Annotated in this window: 19 protein-coding genes; 13 read left to right on the top strand and 6 right to left on the bottom strand. The window is 71.9% G+C overall.

Annotated features, from left to right (window positions below):
- The first annotated feature begins 1 nt into the window (after window position 1).
- Genes D3P35_RS14505 through D3P35_RS14495 form a run of 3 tightly spaced genes read left to right on the top strand, consistent with a single transcriptional unit; the run spans window position 2 to window position 4205 of the window.
- Window positions 2-880, top strand: coding sequence for an ABC transporter permease (locus D3P35_RS14505; protein ID WP_118135457.1), 879 nt, complete (start codon window positions 2-4; stop codon window positions 878-880).
- A gap of 3 nt (window positions 881-883) precedes the next feature.
- On the top strand, window positions 884-2509 hold the full coding sequence (locus D3P35_RS14500; RefSeq protein ID WP_118135456.1) for an ABC transporter ATP-binding protein: 1626 nt from the start codon (window positions 884-886) through the stop codon (window positions 2507-2509).
- A 25-nt stretch (window positions 2510-2534) separates the two neighbouring features.
- Window positions 2535-4205: a GMC family oxidoreductase gene (locus D3P35_RS14495; protein ID WP_118135455.1), complete on the top strand. Its 1671-nt coding sequence runs from the start codon at window positions 2535-2537 to the stop codon at window positions 4203-4205.
- A gap of 8 nt (window positions 4206-4213) precedes the next feature.
- Here the strand turns inward: D3P35_RS14495 and D3P35_RS14490 are convergent, their stop codons facing one another.
- Together D3P35_RS14490 and D3P35_RS14485 are read right to left on the bottom strand one after the other, a co-directional pair.
- Window positions 4214-5494 carry an MFS transporter gene (locus tag D3P35_RS14490; protein WP_157982157.1) on the bottom strand — a complete coding sequence of 427 codons (1281 nt, stop codon included), beginning with the start codon at window positions 5492-5494 and terminating at the stop codon, window positions 4214-4216.
- 209 nt (window positions 5495-5703) lie between these two features.
- Window positions 5704-6285 (bottom strand): cupin domain-containing protein, encoded by a 582-nt coding sequence (locus D3P35_RS14485; RefSeq protein WP_118135453.1) that lies wholly within the window; start codon window positions 6283-6285, stop codon window positions 5704-5706.
- 249 nt (window positions 6286-6534) lie between these two features.
- Between D3P35_RS14485 and D3P35_RS14480 the strand changes: the two genes are divergently transcribed.
- From D3P35_RS14480 to D3P35_RS14435, 10 genes are all read left to right on the top strand, one after another.
- Window positions 6535-7446, top strand: a complete 912-nt coding sequence (locus tag D3P35_RS14480) for a polysaccharide deacetylase (protein WP_198670626.1) — start codon at window positions 6535-6537, stop codon at window positions 7444-7446.
- Entirely contained in the window at window positions 7443-8696 is a 1254-nt protein-coding gene (locus tag D3P35_RS14475; RefSeq protein ID WP_118135452.1) for a M20 family metallo-hydrolase, read from the top strand. Before D3P35_RS14480 ends, D3P35_RS14475 begins: the two co-directional genes overlap by 4 nt.
- Window positions 8693-9625, top strand: coding sequence for a C4-dicarboxylate ABC transporter (locus D3P35_RS14470; protein WP_118135451.1), 933 nt, complete (start codon window positions 8693-8695; stop codon window positions 9623-9625). The genes D3P35_RS14475 and D3P35_RS14470 overlap by 4 nt, the downstream gene beginning before the upstream one ends.
- A 31-nt stretch (window positions 9626-9656) precedes the next feature.
- Entirely contained in the window at window positions 9657-10724 is a 1068-nt protein-coding gene (locus D3P35_RS14465; protein WP_118135450.1) for an arginase family protein, read from the top strand.
- A 266-nt stretch (window positions 10725-10990) separates the two neighbouring features.
- Window positions 10991-11893 carry a hypothetical protein gene (locus D3P35_RS14460; RefSeq protein ID WP_118135449.1) on the top strand — a complete coding sequence of 301 codons (903 nt, stop codon included), beginning with the start codon at window positions 10991-10993 and terminating at the stop codon, window positions 11891-11893.
- 122 nt (window positions 11894-12015) lie between these two features.
- The gene (locus D3P35_RS14455; protein WP_118135448.1) at window positions 12016-12846 is read left to right on the top strand and encodes an ABC transporter substrate-binding protein; all 831 of its coding nucleotides are present in this window, start codon (window positions 12016-12018) and stop codon (window positions 12844-12846) included.
- Window positions 12846-13718, top strand: a complete 873-nt coding sequence (locus D3P35_RS14450) for an amino acid ABC transporter permease (RefSeq protein ID WP_118135447.1) — start codon at window positions 12846-12848, stop codon at window positions 13716-13718. Before D3P35_RS14455 ends, D3P35_RS14450 begins: the two co-directional genes overlap by 1 nt.
- A complete protein-coding gene (locus tag D3P35_RS14445) occupies window positions 13715-14485 on the top strand; it encodes an amino acid ABC transporter ATP-binding protein (protein ID WP_118135446.1) in 771 nt (256 codons plus the stop codon). Before D3P35_RS14450 ends, D3P35_RS14445 begins: the two co-directional genes overlap by 4 nt.
- Before the next feature lie 153 nt (window positions 14486-14638).
- On the top strand, window positions 14639-14905 hold the full coding sequence (locus D3P35_RS14440; RefSeq protein ID WP_232830513.1) for a type II toxin-antitoxin system Phd/YefM family antitoxin: 267 nt from the start codon (window positions 14639-14641) through the stop codon (window positions 14903-14905).
- Entirely contained in the window at window positions 14895-15188 is a 294-nt protein-coding gene (locus D3P35_RS14435; RefSeq protein WP_118135445.1) for a type II toxin-antitoxin system RelE/ParE family toxin, read from the top strand. The genes D3P35_RS14440 and D3P35_RS14435 overlap by 11 nt, the downstream gene beginning before the upstream one ends.
- A 353-nt stretch (window positions 15189-15541) precedes the next feature.
- Here the strand turns inward: D3P35_RS14435 and D3P35_RS14430 are convergent, their stop codons facing one another.
- The 4 genes from D3P35_RS14430 to ssuD form a co-directional block, all read right to left on the bottom strand.
- Window positions 15542-16285, bottom strand: coding sequence for an ATP-binding cassette domain-containing protein (locus D3P35_RS14430; RefSeq protein WP_118135444.1), 744 nt, complete (start codon window positions 16283-16285; stop codon window positions 15542-15544).
- 3 nt (window positions 16286-16288) lie between these two features.
- Window positions 16289-17155, bottom strand: coding sequence for an ABC transporter permease subunit (locus D3P35_RS14425; protein WP_118135443.1), 867 nt, complete (start codon window positions 17153-17155; stop codon window positions 16289-16291).
- Window positions 17156-17237: 82 nt separating this feature from the next.
- Window positions 17238-18197, bottom strand: a complete 960-nt coding sequence (locus D3P35_RS14420) for an aliphatic sulfonate ABC transporter substrate-binding protein (RefSeq protein ID WP_118135442.1) — start codon at window positions 18195-18197, stop codon at window positions 17238-17240.
- A gap of 53 nt (window positions 18198-18250) precedes the next feature.
- Window positions 18251-19453 (bottom strand): FMNH2-dependent alkanesulfonate monooxygenase, encoded by a 1203-nt coding sequence (gene ssuD / locus D3P35_RS14415; RefSeq protein ID WP_118135441.1) that lies wholly within the window; start codon window positions 19451-19453, stop codon window positions 18251-18253.
- Window positions 19454-19461 lie beyond the last annotated feature (8 nt).

Raw genomic sequence — 19461 nt, 5'->3', positions numbered from 1 at the left:
CATGAACGACAGCATCGCCACCCCCTCCGCCATACCCGGCCGGCTCACCCGCGCGCGCCGCGCGCTGGCGGGCGCCCCGCTCACCGCCCGTTTCGGCATGGTGGTGGTGCTGGCCTATGTCATCGTCGCGGTCTTCGCGCCCTTCATCGCGCCCTACGGCGAGGTGGAGGTGGTCTCGCGCGTGCCCTTCGACGCCTGGAGTGCGGCCCACCCGCTGGGCACCGACCAGCTCGGGCGCGACTTCCTCTCCCGGCTGATCTTCGGCGCGCGCAACTCGATCTCCATCGCGCTGGCCACCACGCTGATCTCCTTCGCGCTCGGCTGCCTGACGGGCATGTTCTCGGCGCTGGCGGGCGGCATCGTCGACCAGGTGCTGTCGCGCTTCGTCGACGCGCTGATGTCGGTGCCCGACCTGATCTTCATCCTGATGATCCTGTCGATCTTCGGCTCCTCGGTGCCGAACCTGATCCTGATCATCGCGGTGCTCACCTCCACCCGCTTCTTCCGCATCTCGCGCGCCGCGGCGCTCAATATCACCAGCCTCGATTTCGTCGAGGCGGCGAAGGTGCGCGGCGAGACGCTGCTGTGGATCGCGGTGCACGAGGTGTTTCCCAACATCCTGCCGCTGATGCTCTCCGAGCTCGGCATGCGCTTCTGCTTCATCTTCCTCTCCATCGCCGCGCTCTCCTTCCTCGGCGTGGGCATCCAGCCCCCCACCGCCGAATGGGGCTCGATGGTGCGCGACAACGCGGCGCTGTTCTCCATGGGCGACATCACCCCGCTGATCCCGGCGGCCTCCATCGCCTTTCTCGCCATCGCGGTGAACTTCGTCGTCGACTGGCTGCTGAGCCGGGCCAGCGGCCTGCAGGACGAGGTCTGAGCCATGACGCAAGACATCCCCTCCCCGCTCGTGCTCGAGATCGAGAACCTCAGCATCGAGGCGCGCGCGAATGACAGCTGGTCGGGCATCGTCAACGGCGTGAGCCTGTCGCTGCGCCGGGGCGAGGTGCTGGGGCTGGTGGGCGAATCCGGCGCCGGCAAGTCCACCATCGGCCTCGCGGCGCTCGGCTACCTGCGCCCCGGCGCGCGGGTGGCGGGCGGCGCGGTGCGGCTCGAGGGCCAGGACCTGCTCGCCCTGCCGGAGGCCGCGCGCCGGCCCTTCCGCGGCACGAAGGTGGCCTATGTCGCCCAGAGCGCGCAGGCCGCCTTCAATCCCGCCCACCGGCTGATGGACCAGATCGTGATGGTGGCGGTGGAGCGCGGCGGCATGACCCGGGCAGCCGCCGAGGAGCGCGCCGTGAGCCTGTTCGCGGCGCTGCAGCTCCCCGAGCCCGACCGCTTCGGCCGGCGTTACCCGCACCAGGTCTCGGGCGGCCAGCTGCAGCGCGCCATGGTGGCGATGGCGATGATGTGCAATCCGGCGCTGATCGTGTTCGACGAGCCCACCACCGCGCTCGACGTCACCACCCAGGTGGAGGTGCTGATCTCCATCCGCCGGGTGATCGAGGAGTTCGGCGTCGCCGCCATCTACATCACCCACGACCTCTCGGTGGTGGCGCAGATCGCGCATCGCGTGGCGGTGTTGCGCTATGGCGCGGTGGTGGAAACGGCACCCATCGGCCGGATCATGGCCGCGCCCGAACACCCCTACACCCGCAGCCTCTGGGCGGTGCACGAGCTCTCGGTGAGCCATGAGGCCGCAGCAGGGCATGACACCGGCGAGGCGCTGCTCTCGCTGGAAAACCTCTCCGCCCGCTACGGCGATTTCGAGGTGCTCTCGGACATCAGCCTCACCCTCGGCCGGGGCGAGACGCTCGCCGTGGTGGGCGAGAGCGGCTCCGGCAAGTCCACGCTGGGCCGGGTGATCACCGGGCTGAAGGCGCCCTCCGCCGGCCGCGCGCGCTATGCCGGCGCGGCGCTGCCCGAGCGGGTGAGCCGCCGGCCGAAGGCGCTGCTGCGCCGCATCCAGATCATCTACCAGTCCGCCGACACGGCGCTGAACCCGCGCCAGACGGTGCGCAAGATCATCGGCCGGCCGCTCGCGCTCTACCACGGGCTGCGCGGCCGGGCGCGCGAGGCGCGGCTGATGGAGCTGCTGCGCCTCGTCGAGCTCGACCCCGCCCATGCCGACCGCACGCCGGGCCAGCTCTCGGGCGGGCAGAAGCAGCGCGTGGCCATCGCCCGCGCACTCGCCGCCGAGCCGGAGCTGATCGTGTGCGACGAGATCACCTCCGCCCTCGACAAGGTGGTGCAGGCCGAGGTGCTGCGCATGCTGATGGACCTGCAGGCCCGGCTCGGCGTGGCCTTCTTCTTCATCACCCATGACATCGAGGTGGTGCGCGCCATCGCCGACCGGGTGGTGGTGATGGAGCGCGGCCGCATCGTGGAGCAGGGCAGCCGCGCGCAGATCTTCGCGCCGCCGCATGCGCCCTACACCGAAACGCTGCTCGCCTCGGTGCCGGAGATGGCGCCCGGCTGGCTCGACCGCATCATCGCCGCCCGCGCCTGAGCGGCGACGGCAGGGGGAGGGGGCCATGGCGCAGGAAGAGTTCGACTACGTGATCGTGGGTGCGGGCTCGGCGGGCTGCGTGCTCGCCGCCCGGCTCACGGAAGACCCCGCCTGCCGGGTGCTGCTGCTCGAGGCCGGCCCGCCCGACCGCTCGCTGATGATGACGATCCCGGCGGGGGTCTACCGGGTCTACCACGACCCGCGCTTCAACTGGGGCTATGCCTCCGAGCCGCAGGCGGGCCTCGCCGGGCGGCGCATCCCGGTGCCGCGCGGCCGCACGCTGGGCGGCTCCTCCTCGATCAACTCCATGGTCTGGCTGCGCGGCCACCCGGCGGATTACGACGCCTGGGCGGCCCGGGGACTGGCGGACTGGAGCTTCGCGCATTGCCTGCCGTATTTCCGCCGCTCCGAGCGCTCGGACCGCGGCGCCTCCGCCTATCGCGGCGGCGAGGGGCCGGTCTCGGTGGAGAAGGGCCGGCTCGCCTCGCCGATCTTCGATGCCTTCGAGGCCGCGGCGGCCGAGGCCGGCCACCGGCTGGTCGACGATCTCAACGGGCCCGACGCGGTGGGCATCGGCCGGATGGACAGCAGCAAGTCCGGCGGCCGGCGCTGCAGCGCTTCCGTCGCCTACCTGCGCCCGGCCGCGGGGCGGCCGAACCTCACTGTGCGCACCGGCGCGCTGGTGCACCGGGTGGTCACAAGGGCGGGCCGCGCCCTCGGCGTGGACTACGCGCAGGGCGGCGGGCCGCGCCGGGCCCTCGCCGCGCGCGAGGTGCTGCTCTGCGGCGGGGCGATCAACTCGCCCCAGCTCCTGATGCTCTCGGGCATCGGCCCGGCGGCGGAGCTGCGCGCCCTCGGCATCGCCCCGGTGCTCGACGCGCCGGGCGTGGGCGCCAATTTGCAGGACCATCTCGACGCCGGCCTCTCCTTCCGCTGCGCGGAGCCGGTCTCGCATGCCTGGATGGGCTCGCCGTCAGGCAAGCTGCGCGTGGGGCTCGAGTGGCTGCTGCGCCAGAGCGGCCCCGGCGCCTCGAACATCTGGGAGATGGGCGGCTTTGCCAATGCCATGCCCGATTCCGCCCTGCCCACGGTGCATTACCACCTCGCGCCGATGAAGATCGACGCGCGCCCGGGCGGCGGCTTCGGCCTGTCGAACGGCTTCACCCTGCACCTGTCGCAGCTCCGCCAGCGCAGCCGCGGCCGGCTGAGCCTGCGCAGCGCCTCGGCCCGCGACGCGCCGGTGATCGACTTCCGCTTCCTCTCCGACCCGCGCGACATCGTCGAGCTGCGCGAGGGCGTGAAAATGACCCGCGAGATCATGGAGCAGGGCCCGCTGCGCCGCCTCGGCACGCTGGAGGTGAGCCCGGGCGTGGGTATTGCCTGCGACACCGCCATCGAGGAGGCCCTGCGCGCCAGCATGGCGACCGAGTTCCACCCCTCCTGCACCTGCCGCATGGGCACCGACGCGGGCGCCGTGCTCGACCCCGAGCTGCGCCTGCGCGGGCTCGAGGGGCTGCGCGTGGTCGATGCCTCGGCCATGCCGCATGTGGTGGGGGCCAATCTCAACGCCACGGTGATCATGCTCGCCGAGAAGGCGGCGGACATGATCCGCGGCCGGGCCCCGCTGCCGCCGGCAGACGTGCCGGGCGCCAGCGCCGCGCAGGTGGCCGAGATCACCGCGCAGGCGCCGGGCTGAGCGCGGGGTCAGCCCCGCCGCCGCGACCGGGCGATGCCGGCGGCGAGGAAGGCGACCGTGCTCAGCACCGCCGAGAACACGTAGAAGGCCGGGCCCAGCCCGATCCCGTCGATCAGGAAGCCCAGCAGGAAGGTGGGGATGGCATTGGCCAGGTAGCCCACCACGTAGAAGCGCGAGATGCGCGCCGCGTGCTGGCCCGGGGGCGCGGTCTCGTTCACCAGCGCCGCCCCGCCCACGAAGGCCGCACCATAGCACAGCCCGCAGAGCGGCATCGCGAGGACGAACACCAGCGGCACCCCGGCCAGCGCGCCGAGCGCCGCGAGGATCTGCAGCAGCGCGAGGCCGAGCGTGCCGAACAGGATGGCGTCGAGCGCGCGGAAGCGGCTGGCCAGCACCTGCCCGATGCCGCCCGAGAGCTGGAACAGCGCCGGCATCAGCCCGGCCAGCGCCTGCACCTGCAGCCCGAAGAGGTCGGTCGCCACGCTCACGCCGAGGGCCATCAGCATCGAGCCCAGCATCCAGGCCACCCCCACCGAGAGGCAGGCGAGGCGGAACAGCCGCAGCCCCTGCCGGGCGGAGGCCGGCGCGGCCGCGGCGCCGATGGCCGGTGCGGGCACCGGGGCGGCGCGTTTCGGCCAGGCGGCGCAGGCCAGCCCGACGAAGGCGATGGCCGCCACCAGCGCGATGCAGGCGAAGGGGGTGACCAGCGGTGCCACCCCGGCGGCAAGGGCCGCGGAGGCGAGGCAGGGCCCGAAGGCCGCCCCGCCGGTGAAGGCCACGGTGGAGACGGTGGCCGCCCTGCCGCGCTTCTCCGGCGTGTCGAGGTCGAAGAGTGCGGCGGAGGCGGTGGAGGTGATCATCCCGGTGCTGAGCCCGGAGAGCAGCCGGCCGAGCATCAGCATCCACATGCTGTCGGCGAGGGCGAAGATCACCGCGCCGGCCGCGGTCACCAGCAGGGCGGGCAGCAGGGTCTGGCGCCGGTCCGACACGCGGCGGTCGAGCCGGGGCGAGAGGAAGAGCGCGAGCAGCGTGCCCACGGCATAGATCGAGAAGATCGTGGTGCCGGCGCTCTGATCGAGGCCGAGCTGGCGGATGTAGACCGGGTAGAGCGGGCTCGGCGTGGTGCTGGCGAGCAGCGCGGCGAAGATCGCCAGCGCGCAGGAGGAGCGGCCGAGCAGGTAGCCGGGGTCGCCCGCGCTGGTGCGCCAGCGCAGCGGCGCGCGCCGGCCGGCCGGCCAGCCGCCGGGCACCGCCCCACCGCGAATTTCGACGGGCTGCGTCGACATCATTGGCCGGATCTCCGAATTCGAGGACATGCCGCCCGGGCCCGCGCGGAGCGGTGCGAGGGGGGATGGCCCCTTCCGCGTAGCGCGAATGCGGCAGGAGCCGCAAGGGTGCAGGCGCACGTTTCCCTCGCAGGTGCGGCAAGGCGGGCGGACCCGCCGGCCTTCGGCTCAGCCGACTTTCCCATCAGGACAGTCGCTTGACCAGCGCACCCTCAGAAGGTGGGCGGCGTGTTCACCCAGAGGATGCGGGCGGTGGTCTCGCCGGGGTTGTTGTAGGCATGCGGCAGCTCGGAGTGGAACAGGAAGGAATCGCCCGGCTCCAGCCGGTACACCCTGTCGGCCACCTTCAGGTCGATCACGCCCTCGAGCACGAAGCCCATCTCCTCGCCGACATGGGTGATGGTGTCATGCCCGCCACCCTGCGGTGCCACCACGTGGATATTGGCCTGGAGCAGCGACATCGGGCCCAGCGGCACCAGCTGCTCGAGCTGCACGCCCGGCGAATTCGGCCGTGCATTCATGTGGATATGCGGCCGCATGCCGCTGCGCACCACATAGACCGGGTCGTCCTCGGCCTCCGTTGCGTCGAACAGGCTGGAGACGTTGATGCCGAGCGCCGAGACCAGCCGGTGCAGCAGCGACAGCGAGGGTTGCACCTTGTCGCGCTCCAGCTTCGAGATGAAGCTCTCGGAACATTCCACCGTCTCGGCCACCTGCTTCATGCTCAGGCCCCTGGTGCGGCGGGCATGGCGCAGGCGGCCGCCGATACGGATTTGCGGCGCAGTCTCGGACATGGCCTTCCCGACTCCCTGGTTCCCGGCCTCGGTCTCCCGCGGCACGGCCCGACTCTCCCTCGCGACCTTTCTGTGCCCAATCTGACTCATAGTAAAGTCACTTGACAGGAAGGAAGATCGCGGCTCTGTCTGTCCCTACCATTCACCGCACGGGCTCTTCAACGAGCGCGGCCGGCCTTCCGCTGCGGCAAGCAGCGGCCGCGCCCGCCCGTGAGCACGCCCGATCCCCCAGCCGGAGGCCCCGCGCCCGTGACGCTGAAACTCATCAAGTCCCCGCCGCAGTGGCCGAACGGCGCGCGCTGCGCCGTGTGCCTCTCCTTCGACATGGACGCGGAATCCCTCGTCCACCGCCGCTACCCGGAGAGCGCGCCCGACCATGTCGCCCTCGCCGCCCAGCTGCGCTACGGGCCCGAGGTGGCAGTGCCGCGGCTGCTCGACATCTTCGCCGCCCACGGCATCCGCCAGACCTTCTTCGTGCCCGGCTGGTGCCTTACGCGCTACCCGCGCACCATCGAGCAGATCCTCGCCGGGGGCCACGAGATCGCCCATCACGGTTACCTGCACGCCCGCCCCAACGCCCAGACGCCCGAGGGCGAGCGCGAGAGCCTGCAGGCCGGCATCGAGGCGATCGTGGCCGCAACCGGCCGCCGGCCCGCCGGCTACCGCGCGCCCGCCTACCAGATGTCCCGCCACACCATCCCCTACCTGCTCGACGAGGGGTTTTCCTATGACAGCTCGCTCTTCGGCGATGATGTGCCCTACCTCGTGGGCGACGCCAGCCGCACGCTGATCGAGCTTCCCACCGACCTGGTGATGGACGACTGGACGCAATACGCCTGCCTGCCGGATTTCGGCTACATGATGCAGGTGGCCGCGCCCGACACGGCCATGGCCGCGGTGCGGGCCGAGTTCGACGCCGCCTGGCGCCACGGCGGGCTGATGGTGAGCGTGTGGCACCCGTTCCTCTCCGGCCGGCTCGCGCGGGCGGAGGCGATCGCCGGGCTCATCGAGCACATGCAGGCGCGCGGCGACGTGTGGTTCGCCACGCTCGAGGAGATCGCCGCGCATTGCCGGGGGCTGATCGACGCCGGAAGCTGGGCGCCGCGCCGCGACACCGTGCCGTTCTGCGACGCGCCGCTGCCGCCGGGAACTCCCGGGTGAGCGCCCCCGCCCCCCTCACCGCCCTCGCCGCGCCGCGGGCCGACCGTGCCCGCGTGCTCGGCCGGATGGAGGCGCTCTCGCGCGTGGGCCGGCTGGCGAACGGCGGGCTTTGCCGCCTCGCGCTGTCGGACGAGGAGACCGAGGCGCGCCGCATGCTCATCGGCTGGGCGCAGGCGCTCGGCTGCACCGCGACGCTCGACCCCGCCGGCAATCTCTTCCTGCGCATGGAGGGCCGCCGGCCCGACCTCGCGCCGCTGCTCGTGGGCTCGCATCTCGACAGCCAGCCGGTGGGCGGGCATTTCGACGGCGTGCTGGGCGTGGTGGCCGGGCTCGAATGCCTCGAGCTGCTGGTCGAAGCGGGTGGCCCGGAGCGGCCGGTGGAGCTCGTCTCCTGGTGCAATGAGGAGGGCGTGCGCTTCGCCCCCACCACCATGGGCTCGGCGGTGCACGCCGGTGCGCTGCCACTGGCGCGGGCGCTTGCCACGCGCGATGCGGAGGGCACGAGCCTCGCCGCGGCGCTGGAGCGCTCCGCCGCCCGGCTGCGCGCGGCGGGGCTCACGCTCACGCCGCGCGGCCTCGGCGGCAGCTATTCCGCCTTCGTGGAGCTGCACATCGAGCAGGGCCCGGTGCTGGAGCGCGAGGGCATCGCCATCGGCGTGGTGAGCGACGTGCAGGGCCTCGCGCAGTTCCGCCTCTCGGTGGCCGGCACCGCGGGCCATGCCGGCGCCGTGCCGATGGCGGGGCGCGAGGACGCGCTCACCCGCGCCCGCGCGGTGATGGACCGGCTCGACGCCTGCCTCGGCGCGCTGCCCGGGCTGCGCCACACCATCGGCCGCATCGAGGTGAGCCCCGGCGCGATCAACACCATTCCCGCCCGCGTCGACTTCACCCTCGACGCCCGCCACCCCGACCCGGAGGTGCTGGCCCGCGCCATCGCCTGTGTCACGGCGGCAGAGGCGGAGGTGACCCCGCTCATCCACCAGGCGCCGGTGCCCTTTTCCCCCGCCCTGCGCGGCAGCATCGCGGCGGCCTGCGACGCGCTCGGCCTGTCGCGGCGCGAGATGATCTCGGGGGCCACCCATGACGCCGCACAGGCCGCCGCCCTCTGCCCGGCGGGCATGATCTTCGTGCCCTGCTCGGGTGGCATCAGCCACAACGAGAACGAACATTGCCCGCCCGAGGCGGTGATGAACGGCACCGATGTGCTGGCCGGCACGGTGTTCGCCCTCGCCGGAAAGGACCCCGCATGACCCGACTTCTCCTCAGCCATTACATGCCGGCGGCGCACGGGGTGCACGCCGATTTCCTCGCGCCCTGGGCGGCGCGGGTGATGGCGGACTGCCCCTCGCTCGAGATCGACATCGCCTGCGAGGGCTCCGAGCTGGGCCTGCTGGAAAACCAGTTCGCGCAGGTGAGCGAGGGCCGGGTGGACATCGCCCATTCTCCCGTGGCGCTGCCGCGCGGGCGCTTCCCGCTCACCAACCTGATGAACCTGCCGTTTCTCGCAGCCGATTCCGGCGAGGCGAGCCGGCGGCTCTGGGCGGCGCAGGCCGAGTTCCTCGCCGCCGAGTTCGCGCCGCTGCACCTGCTCGCGCTCCATGCCGACAGCGGCGGCGTGCTGCACCTGCGCGATGCGCCGCTCACCGGGCTGGCCGACCTTGCTGGCAAGCGCATCCGCACGCCGGCGGGCGCCGTGGCCGAGGCTGTCGCCGCGCTTGGCGCCGAGCCGGTGCTGCTGCTGCCCCCGGCCATCGGCCCCGCCGCACGGGCGGGCGAGATCGACGGCGCGGTGATGGCCTGGGACGTGCTGGCCTATACCGGCACCGACACGGTGTTCCGCCACCACCATCCGGAGGTCTTCTACGTCTCGCCCCTCTACCTCGTGATGAACGCCGCGAGCCGCGCCCGCCTCGGCCCCGAGGAGCGCGCGGCGATCGACCGGCACTCCGGCGCCGATCTCGCGCCCCGCTTCGGCGGCTACTGGCAGGCGTGGTCGCAGCCCGGCCGGGCGCTGGCCGAGGGGCCGGGCCACAGCATCACGCCGCTGCCGGGCGAGGTGCTGGAGGCCTTCCGCACCGCCGCCGCCGAGGCGGTCTCCCACGAGGGGGCCCGGCTCGCGGCCGACGGGCTGACCGCGGCGCCCGGCGTGGCCGCCGCATTCGCAGGGCGCGCCGGCTGAGCGCGCCGCACAGACACTCAGGAGCATTCCAATGCCTCACTATCCCAGCTGGGACGACACTTTCCGCGGCAAGGTCTGGCGGACCACGCATTTCCCCCGCATCGAGGAGGACATGCCCACCTTCCTCGGCGTGCGCCACGCGCTGACCGAGGCCGATCTTGCCGGCGCCGACGTGGTGATCATCGGCGCGCCCTTCGTGGCCGGCTGGGGCCGCCAGTACAGCGGCGTGGACAAGGACGAGTGGATCTCCGCCACCCGCCGCGTGCGCCAGCAGTCGATCCGCTACCGCTCCGGCTACATCCAGGACTTCGACCTCGACGTGTTCGAGCACCTCAACGTGGTGGATTTCGGCGATGCCGACATCCCGCCCGAAACGAGCTACAGCGGCCGGGCCGAGAAGATCCTCGAGGCGCAGGACGCCACCATGCTCAAGGTGCGCGCGGCGCTGAACGCCGGTGCCGTGCCCATCGTGATCGGGCAGAACTCTCCCTGCGGCTCCTACGCGGTGGGCCGGCCCATCGCCGAGACGGTCGAGGGCAAGGTGGGCATGGTGAGCCTCGACACCCATTGGGACGCCTGGCCCTACGACTGGGCGACGATGAGCGAGCATGTCGCGGGCTCGACCAACTGGAAGGACAAGCTCTACCGCGACTGCCCGAATTTCGACATGTCCAAGCTGGTGGAGATCGGCGAGCGCGGCATGCTGGAAGACCCCGCCACCATCCGCCGCTTCGTGGGCGCGGGCGCCGATTTCATCCCCATGTGGCGGCTGCGCACCGAGCTCGGCATCGAGGGCACGGTGAAGGCGCTCGACCGCGCCTTCGACGGCACCGACGCGGTCTACGCCCATTTCGACATGGACGTGATGGGCGGCTCCGGCCCCTCGGAAGGCGACATCCTGGGCGAGCTGGCCGAGCCGATGGGCATGACCGATTACGAGGCCATCCGTCTCGGCCACGAGGTGGGGCTGCGCGGCTGCGACGGGCTGTCCTTCATCTGCATCCCGCCGGGCTCTGCGGTCACCTACCGGGTGATCGTCTACGTGATCATGTATTTCATGGCCGGCCTCGCGAAGCGCAAGATCGCCGCCGGGGCCTGAGCGCCCCCGCCCGGAGCGGGGCCGCGCAGCCCCGCTCCGGGCGCATTGCACAGGTTTTCATCCGGGCTGCCCGGCCTGCCCGGAACCGGGGCAAGGAAAGCGACTTGCCTGCACGGAATGTTACTTGACTGCCTCCGAGTCACCTGCAACAGATTGACCGACCAGATCCCGAGGGGGGACCTCATGGCACTGCTTCCGCTGCCGGCTGCCACCGGCGCTCCGTCCAGACCTGCCGCATTCTCCGCACCTCTGGCGAGGGCACGCGCATGAGCGCGCCGGCCCTGCTCATCGTGAACGTGGACAGCGACCCCGACCCGGTCTCGGTCTACCAGGAAGACGCGGCCGTGCTGGCGAAATACGCCCGGATGCGCGAGATCCTCGCCGCCCACACCGGGGGCCGCGCGGCCTGGACCGTGCTCACCGGCCCGATGTACCGCACCCGCTTCTCCGAGCCGCCCTTCACCGGTTTCTGGGGCGAGATCTCCGCCGAGGGCGCCGACCTGGTGCTGCACCCGGAGGAGGATCTCTACGGCCCGCCCGAGGGCACCGCGCCCGGCGCCTGCACCTATTACGACACGGCGCACATGCGCGGCGTCATCCTGCAGCAGGCCGAGCGCATGGCCGCCGCGGGCCTCTCCTTCGCCGCCCATCGCGGCGGCTACCACGGGCTCACCCCCGGCATGGCGGCGGCGGTGCGCGAGGCGGGCATCGGCATCGAGCTCTCCTGCGCCCCGGGCATCGCCTGGCCGGAAAAGGCCGCGGCCTGGGCCGATGCCCCGCTCTCGGCCTATTACATGTCGGCCGAAGACCCGGCCCGGCCCGCCGGCCCCGGCGAGGCGGATGCGCTCTTCGAGATCCCCTGGGCCTGGGACGCCATCGCCCCCGGCACCTCGCGCCGCTTCGTGGTGGGGGAGAACTACATGATCAACGAATTCTCGACGCTCGAGGCGATGCGCGGTGTCTGGGACGCGGTGATGGCCCGGGCGGCGCGCACCGGCGAACAGCAGATCGTCTCGATGGTCTGCCACACCTTCACCATGGGCCAGCCCGAGTACGAGGAGCGGCTCACCGGCATCCTCGGCCATGTGGCGGCCAGCGGTGCCGCCTTCGCCACCCCGCGCGAGGCGAAGCGCATCTACGACACGGCCCGGCTCGCGCCCGCGGGCTGAACCGCTTCCGGCCGGCCCCGCCCGGGGCCGCCGGCATCCATCCCCCGAATACGGCGGCACAAGAACCGCCCCCGCCCGCACCGGGCACGCCAGTCCAACACGGTTCCGACCAGGAGGTCATCATGCTGAAATCCGTTCTCGCGGGCTCCGCCCTGCTCACCGCCGCGGCGCTGCCCGCCTTCGCCGGGGAGATCCCGCAGGCGATCCGCGACGCCGGCAAGCTCACGCTCGCGATCAACGCCACCTACCCGCCGATGGAATACGTCGACCCCGAGACCGGCGGCTTCAAGGGCCTCGACATCGACCTGGTCGACGCGCTGGCCGAGAAGCTGGGCCTCGAGGTGGAGCGCACCGACGGCGCGTTCAAGCAGCTCATCCCGGCCCTCACCACCGGGCGGACCGACTTCATCCTCTCCGGCATGACCGACACCGAGGAGCGCCAGGAGGCGATGGATTTCGTGGATTACATGAAGGCCGGCGCCCAGTTCTACGTGCTCACCGACAGCCCGATCCAGGACCCGGCCGAGCTCTGCGGCAAGCGCGTGGGCACCGTGCGCTCCACCACCTACCCCGGCCTGATCGAGGCGTGGAGCAACGCGAACTGCGTGGAGGCCGGCAAGGAGCCGATCGAGATCGTCGGCGCCGAGAGCTCGCCCGACACCCGCGCCCAGCTCAGGCAGGGCCGCTTCGACGCCGCGGTGCAGGGCGGCGAGACCATCCCCTTCACCTCCGCCCAGGAGGGCGGCAATGTCTACCGCCTGATCGGCGAGCCGCTCACGGAGGCCTATTACGGTGCGGCCTTCCGCAAGGAGGATTCCGAGTTCCGTGACGCCGTGGCCGACGCGCTGGACGAGATGATCGCCGACGGCACCTACGGCGCGATCTTCGAGAAATGGGAGCTCTCCTCCCACGCCCTGCCGGCGGTGATGATCAACGGCGAGCCGCGCGAGTAATGAGCGCGGCGAGCCTGCCGGGCGGCGACACGGGCTCCGTGTCGCCGCGCACCACCGAGGACATCTCGACGCTGAAGATCATCCACCGCCGCCACTACGGGCGCTGGGTGTCGGCGGCCGTGCTGCTGGGCCTGCTGGGCCTGATCGTGAACGCCTTCGCCACCGGCCAGATCGAGTGGGACTACGTGGGCCGCTTCTTCACCGTGCCGGCCATCCTCGGCGGCGTGGCGAACACCATCGTGATGGCGGTGCTGGCGATGCTGATGGGCATCGTGCTGGGCATCGTCTTCGCGGTGATGCGCGGCTCGGCGAACCCGATCCTGCGCTCGGTGGCCTTCGGCTACATCTGGCTGTTCCGTGGCACGCCGGTGCTGCTGCAGCTGCTGCTGTGGTACAACCTCGCGCTGGTCTTCCCCACCATCGGCATCCCCGGCCTGTGGTCGGAGCGGATGATCGACGTGATGACGCCGTTCACGGCCGCGCTGCTCGGCCTCGGGCTCAACCAGGGCGCCTACACGGCCGAGGTGATCCGCGCCGGCATCCTCTCGGTGGACGCGGGCCAGATGGAGGCCGCCCAGACCATCGGCATGACCCGGCTGCGCGCCCTGCGCCGCATCGTGCTGCCGCAGGCGATGCGCGTGGTCATCCCGCCGCTGGGCAACGAGTTCATCTCCATGGTCAAGACCACGTCGCTCGCCAGCGTCATCCAGTTTTCCGAGGTGATGCACAACGCCGAGACGATCTACTACGCCAATGCCCGGGTGGTGGAGCTGCTGTTCGTGGCCGGCGCCTGGTACCTGATCATCGTCTCCGTGCTCACCGCGCTGCAGGTGCCGCTGGAGCGCCGCTTCGCCCGCGGGGTGGCCCGATGAGCGCCGGGCCCCTCGTGCGCGTGAGCGCGGTGCGCAAGCGCTTCGGCGATTACACCGCGCTCGACGGCGTGTCGCTCGAGGTGGCGCAGGGCGAGGTGCTGTGCCTCATCGGCGGCTCCGGCTCCGGCAAGACCACGCTGCTGCGCTGCATCAACCAGCTGAACGACATCGACGCCGGCGCCATCTGGCTGGAGGGCGAGCTGCTGGGCTACCGCCAGCTCGGCCAGAACCTCTATCCGCTCTCCGAGAAGGAGATCGTGCGCCAGCGCCTCAAGACCGGCATGGTGTTCCAGCGCTTCAATCTCTTCCCGCACATGACCGCGCTGCAGAACATCACCGAGGGCCCGGTGCAGGTGCTGCGCACCCCGCCGAAACAGGCCGAGGCCAGTGCCCGCGCCCTGCTCGAGCGCGTCGGCCTCGCCGACAAGGCGGGCAACTACCCCGCCCAGCTCTCCGGTGGCCAGCAGCAGCGCGTGGCCATCGCGCGCGCCCTGGCGATGAACCCGCGCATCATGCTCTTCGACGAACCCACCTCCGCGCTCGACCCCGAGCTGGTGGGCGAGGTGCTCTCTGTGATGCGCGAGCTCGCCCGCTCGGGCATGACGATGATCGTCGTCACCCACGAGCTGGGCTTTGCCCGCGAGGTGGCCGACCGCGTGGTGTTCATGGACCGCGGCAGCATCGTCGAGGAAGGGCCGGCCGATGCCCTGCTCTCCAGCCCCCGGCACGAGCGCACCCGCGCCTTTCTCTCCGCCGTCATCGGCTGAGACCGCGCACCGGAGCCGCGGCGCGGGAGGCCCTGGCGTCTGCCCGCGCCGTGGCCGGGGCGCAGCGCTGCCGCGGGTGCGGTTGACGGTCGGTAAAGCCGACCGTTGTATATCTCCATGATCAGGTCCATATTCCGGTCTGAAACCAGTGCCATGGAGGGTGCCAGGATGAACGTGCAGCGCGTGGAGACGAATGTGGCGATCAGCGTCTCGGACCTGAAGAAGAATCCGTCGGCGGTGTTCCGCAGCTCTGCGGGCGAGCCGGTTGCGGTGCTCAACCACAACCGGGTGATGGCCTACATGGTGCCGGCCCAGCTCTACGAGGAGATGATGGAGCGGCTCGACGACCTCGAGCTGGCGCGCATCGTGGAAGACCGCGCCGGGGGCGAGCGGGTGCGGGTCACGCTGGATGACCTATGAGCTCGAGTTCGAGAAGCGCGCCCTGAAGGAATGGAACAAGCTCGGCGCGCCCCTGCGCGAGCAGTTCAAGAAGAAGCTCGCCGAGCGGCTTGAAGCCCCGCGCGTGGAGGCCGACCGGCTGCGCGGTGTCCGCGACGTCTACAAGATCAAGCTGCGCTCCTCCGGCTATCGGCTCGTCTACCGGGTGGAGGACGATGTGCTCGTCGTCTTCGTGGTCCATGTCGGGCGGAGAGACCGCGTCTACCAGGAGGCCGAGCGCCGACTGAAGTCCGACCCCCGCTGACAGTTTCCGCTCCGCGAACATCCGCCCGGTGCGCGATTGCGCGCCGGGCTTTTTTGCGCGTTTTCAACGCGATATACGCCCTGCGCGCGTTCCGGGGGGGCTCTGCCCGGCACCGGGCGGGGGCGCGGGGCGGGGAGATGGCTCCCGGTAATATGCCATTATCGGGAATGACGCCGAAACGCCGGGAAAACCGCCGCGCAGCCCACCGGCCGGGACCGCGGCGCCCGCGCGGATGCGGCCGGGCGCGGGGCGGGGGTCTCCGGCGGCAAGCTGCGGCAGGTGGCCGAAGCGCTGCGGACCGGAGCCCGAGCCGGGGAGCGCGGCAACCGTGGAGGCGGGAGCCCGCCGCGCGCTCAGGCATCGCCGTGCAGGAGGTCTTGCAGGATCTGCTGTTCCAGCGCCGCCACCTCCGGGCTGCCGTGGTGGCGGGGGCGCGGCAGGTCGACCGCGATGTCGCGGGCGATGCGGCCCTCGTCGAGCAGGATGACCCGGTCGGCGAGGATCACCGCCTCGGCCACGTCATGCGTGACCAGCACCGCGGTGAAACCCTTCTCGGCCCAGACCCGCTCCAGCAGGCGCTGCATGCCGATGCGGGTGAGCGCATCGAGCGCGCCCAGGGGCTCGTCGAGCGCGAGGATGCGCGGCGCGCCGATCAGCGCCCGGGCCAGCGCCACGCGCTGGCGCTGGCCGCCGGAGAGCACGGCCGGCCACTCCGCCCCCCGGCCCTCGAGCCCGACCCCGGCGAGGATGTCGTGCGCCCGGCGCCGCGCCTCCGCCCGGTCGGCGAGGCCGGTGAGCCCCACCTCGACATTCCCGGCGATGCTCGCCCAGGGCAGCAGGCGCGGCTCCTGGAACATGATGCGGGTGCCTGCGGGGCCGGTTGCCGCGGCGCTGCGGGTGATGCGGCCGCCGTCCGGCGCATCGAGCCCGGCGAGCAGGCGCAGCAGGGTGGACTTGCCGCAGCCGCTCCGGCCGATGATGGCGAGGAACCGGCCGTCCTCGAGGCTGAGGTCGAGCCCGCGCAGCACCTGTTTCTCGCCGAACCGGCGTTCGACGCGCTCGAAGGTGAAGGCGGCGGGTGATCCGTCCAGGGGCATGGGCTAGTCCTTTCCGCGAAACGAGGGATGCCATTGCAGCGTCCGGCGCTCGAGCAGCCGGGCGAGACTGTCGGCCAGCTTGCCGAGCAGCGCGTAGATCAGGATCGACAGCACCACGACATCGATCTGCAGGAACTCGCGTGCCTGCATGGCCATGTAGCCCAGCCCCTCGGAGGCGGAGATCGTCTCGGCCACGATCAGCGTGAGCCACATGATGCCCAGGGCATAGCGCAGGCCGGTGAAGATCGCCGGCAGCGCGCCCGGCAGCACCACCCGGCGGTAGAGCGTGGCCCTGCGCATGCCGTAGATGCGGCCCATCTCGACCAGCTGGGGGTCGACCCCCTGCACGCCGAGCAGCGTGTTCACGTAGATCGGGAAGAACACCCCGAGGGCGACGAGGAAGATCTTCGCCTCCTCGCCGATGCCGAACCACAGGATGACGAGCGGGATCAGCGCCAGGTGCGGCACGTTGCGCACCATCTGCAGGGTGGTGTCGGTGACATCGCGCGCAAGGCGCGACAGGCCGTTGACGAGGCCGAGCGAAAAGCCGATCGCCCCGCCGATCGCGAAGCCCAGCAGGGCGCGCTGCGTGCTCGCCGCCACGTGCCCGGCGAGGTCGCCCGAGAGCAGCAGCCGCCAGAAGGCCGCGAGGATGGCCGACGGGGCGGGCAGCACGTTGGCGCGGATGCCGCCGGTGGCCGAGAGCAGCTCCCAGAGCAGCAGCAGGGCGACCGGCAGCAGCCAGCCGATCCAGCCCCGCCCCGCGAGGCGGCCGGCCAGGCGGGCAAGCGTGCGGCCGCGGGTGCCGGGGCCCGGGCGCCGGGCGCGCCGGGCTTCGGGGGAGAGGGGTTCGGTGGAGATGAATGACATGCGTCGGGGCTCCTTGCCTGATCAGGCGAATGGGCCTGACCGGGAGGGCGGCGGGTGGCCGCCCTCCCGGCGGTGATCGCGTTCAGCCGGCGGAGGGGGTCCAGACGGCATCGGCGATCGCGATTTCCGCGGGGATGAGCCCGAGGCCGAAGAACCGGTCTGCCGTGGCCTGCTGGCCGGCGATGATCTCCGGCGTCATGTCGGAGAGGCCGAAGCCCGCGCGGTTTGCCGCGATGGCCTGGGCCTCGAGCGGCACGCCGGTCACCTCGTGCAGCGCCTGGGCCACCTCGTCGCGATGCGCGTCGGCCCAGGCCGCGGCCTCGGCCAGGGCGCCGGTGGTGCGGGTGATCACCTCGCCGTTCTCCGGCACCTCGGCGAAGGCGCGGCCGGCGAGCAGGTAGGTGTTCACCTCGATCACCTCCGGCGCGCGGATCAGCACCGTGGGGCTGTGCTGCCACTCGGCGATGGCCAGGAACGGGTCCCAGATCGACCAGGCATCCACGTCGCCCCCGGCAAAGGCCGCCGCGGCGTCGGCCGGGGCGAGGAAGGCGACATCGACATCCGCATAGGCGATGCCGTTTGCCTCCAGCGCCGCGACCAGCAGGTTGTGCGCCGAGGTGCCCCGCCCCACGGCAACCCTGCGGCCGGCGAGATCGGCCACACCGGCGATGCCGCTGTCGGGACGGGCGATGATCGCCTCGCCCTCGCCATTGGGCGGCAGGGCGGCGACATAGACGATGGCCGCCCCGGCGGACTGGCCGAAGATCGGCGGGGCGTCACCGGTCCAGCCGAGATGGATGGCGCCGACGTTGAGCGACTCCACGATCGGCGGGCCGGCCGAGAACTCGACCCACTGAACCCCGACACCCAGCGGCTGGAGCGCCGTCTCGATCAGCCCGCGCTGCCGGGCGATCACCGGGAGATTGGTCTTCTGGTAGCCGATCTTCAGGGTTCCGACGCCTTGCGCCAGAACCGGGAGCGCCGAGGCCAGCGTCGCGGCCGAAGCGCCGGCGATCAGGTCGCGTCTGGTGAGTGAAAGCACGATGTCCTCCTGCCCCGCGGGGCGGTTCGATGGATGTGTTGCAGGTGAGCGGCTCAGGAGGCCGGGGCCGGGACCGGGGCTCCGGCGCCGCCGTCGGCCCCGGCGCGCACGTTGCCGCCATGGCCGCCGCCGCCGAAGACCGCGGCCTCGCCGAAGCTGTTGCGCAGGCGGCCCTGCGGCGCGGCGATGCCGAGCGCGGGGAACAGCAGCTCTGCCACCCGGTAGGCCTCCTCCAGGTGCGGGTAGCCCGAGGCGATCACGGTATCGATGCCCGCGGCCTGGTATTCGCGCAGCCGCTCGGCCACGGTTTCGGGCGCGCCCACCAGCGCGGTTCCGGCCCCCGAGCGCACCAGCCCCACGCCGGCCCAGAGATTGGGCGAGACCTCTAGCCGGTCGCGCCGGCCCTCGTGCAGGGCGTTCATGCGCTGCTGGCCCACCGAGTCGTTCTGGCCGCGCAGCACCTTCTGGGCGGCGGCGATGGTCTCGTCGGTGAGTTTGGAGATCAGCCGGTCGGCCGCCTCCCAGGCCTCGGCCTCGGTCTCGCGCACGATGAAATGCAGCCGGATGCCGAAGCTCACCTGCCGCCCCGCCGCCGCGGCCGCGGCGCGCACGCGCGCCACCTTCTGGGCCACCTGCGCCGGCGGCTCGCCCCAAGTGAGGTATTTCTCGACATGGCGGCCGGCGAAATCGATCGCCGCGTCCGAGGAGCCGCCGAAATAGAGCGGCGGGCGCGGCGCCTGCACCGGCGGCAGGGCAAGCCGGGCGCCCTTCACCCGGATGTGCGTGCCCTCGAGATCGGCCCGGCCGCCCTCGATCAGCCCGTTGAACACCGTGAAGAACTCCTCGGCATGGTCGTAGCGCTGGTCGTGCGGCAGGAAGATGCCGTCGCCCGCCAGCTCGTCGGGGCTGCCGCCCACCACGATGTTGAGCAGCAGGCGCCCGTTCGACACCCGGTCGAGCGTCGCGGCGAGGCGGGCGTAGTAGGTCGGGCTCGCCGTGCCGGGCCGGATGGCGACGAGGAAGCGCAGCCGCTCGGTATGGGCGGCGAGATCGGCCGCCAGCACGAAGGATTCCTCGCAGGCCACGCCCGTGGGCAGCAGCACCCCGGAATAGCCGAGACGGTCCGCCGCCCGCGCGATCTCGCGGAAATAGCCCGGGTCGTTCGGGCGGCCGAGCGTGTTGCTGCCCAGATAGGTGCCATCGCCGGAGGAGGGGATGAACCAGAGGAAATCCGGCGGGGTGTCGGGATGGGTCATGTCGTTCT

It is taken from the genome of Oceanicella sp. SM1341 (genome assembly GCF_003448965.1).
Taxonomy (GTDB): Bacteria; Pseudomonadota; Alphaproteobacteria; order Rhodobacterales; family Rhodobacteraceae; genus Paroceanicella.
The sequence above is the reverse complement of the archived record's forward strand: the minus strand, read 5'-3'. Positions and strand labels throughout refer to the sequence as shown.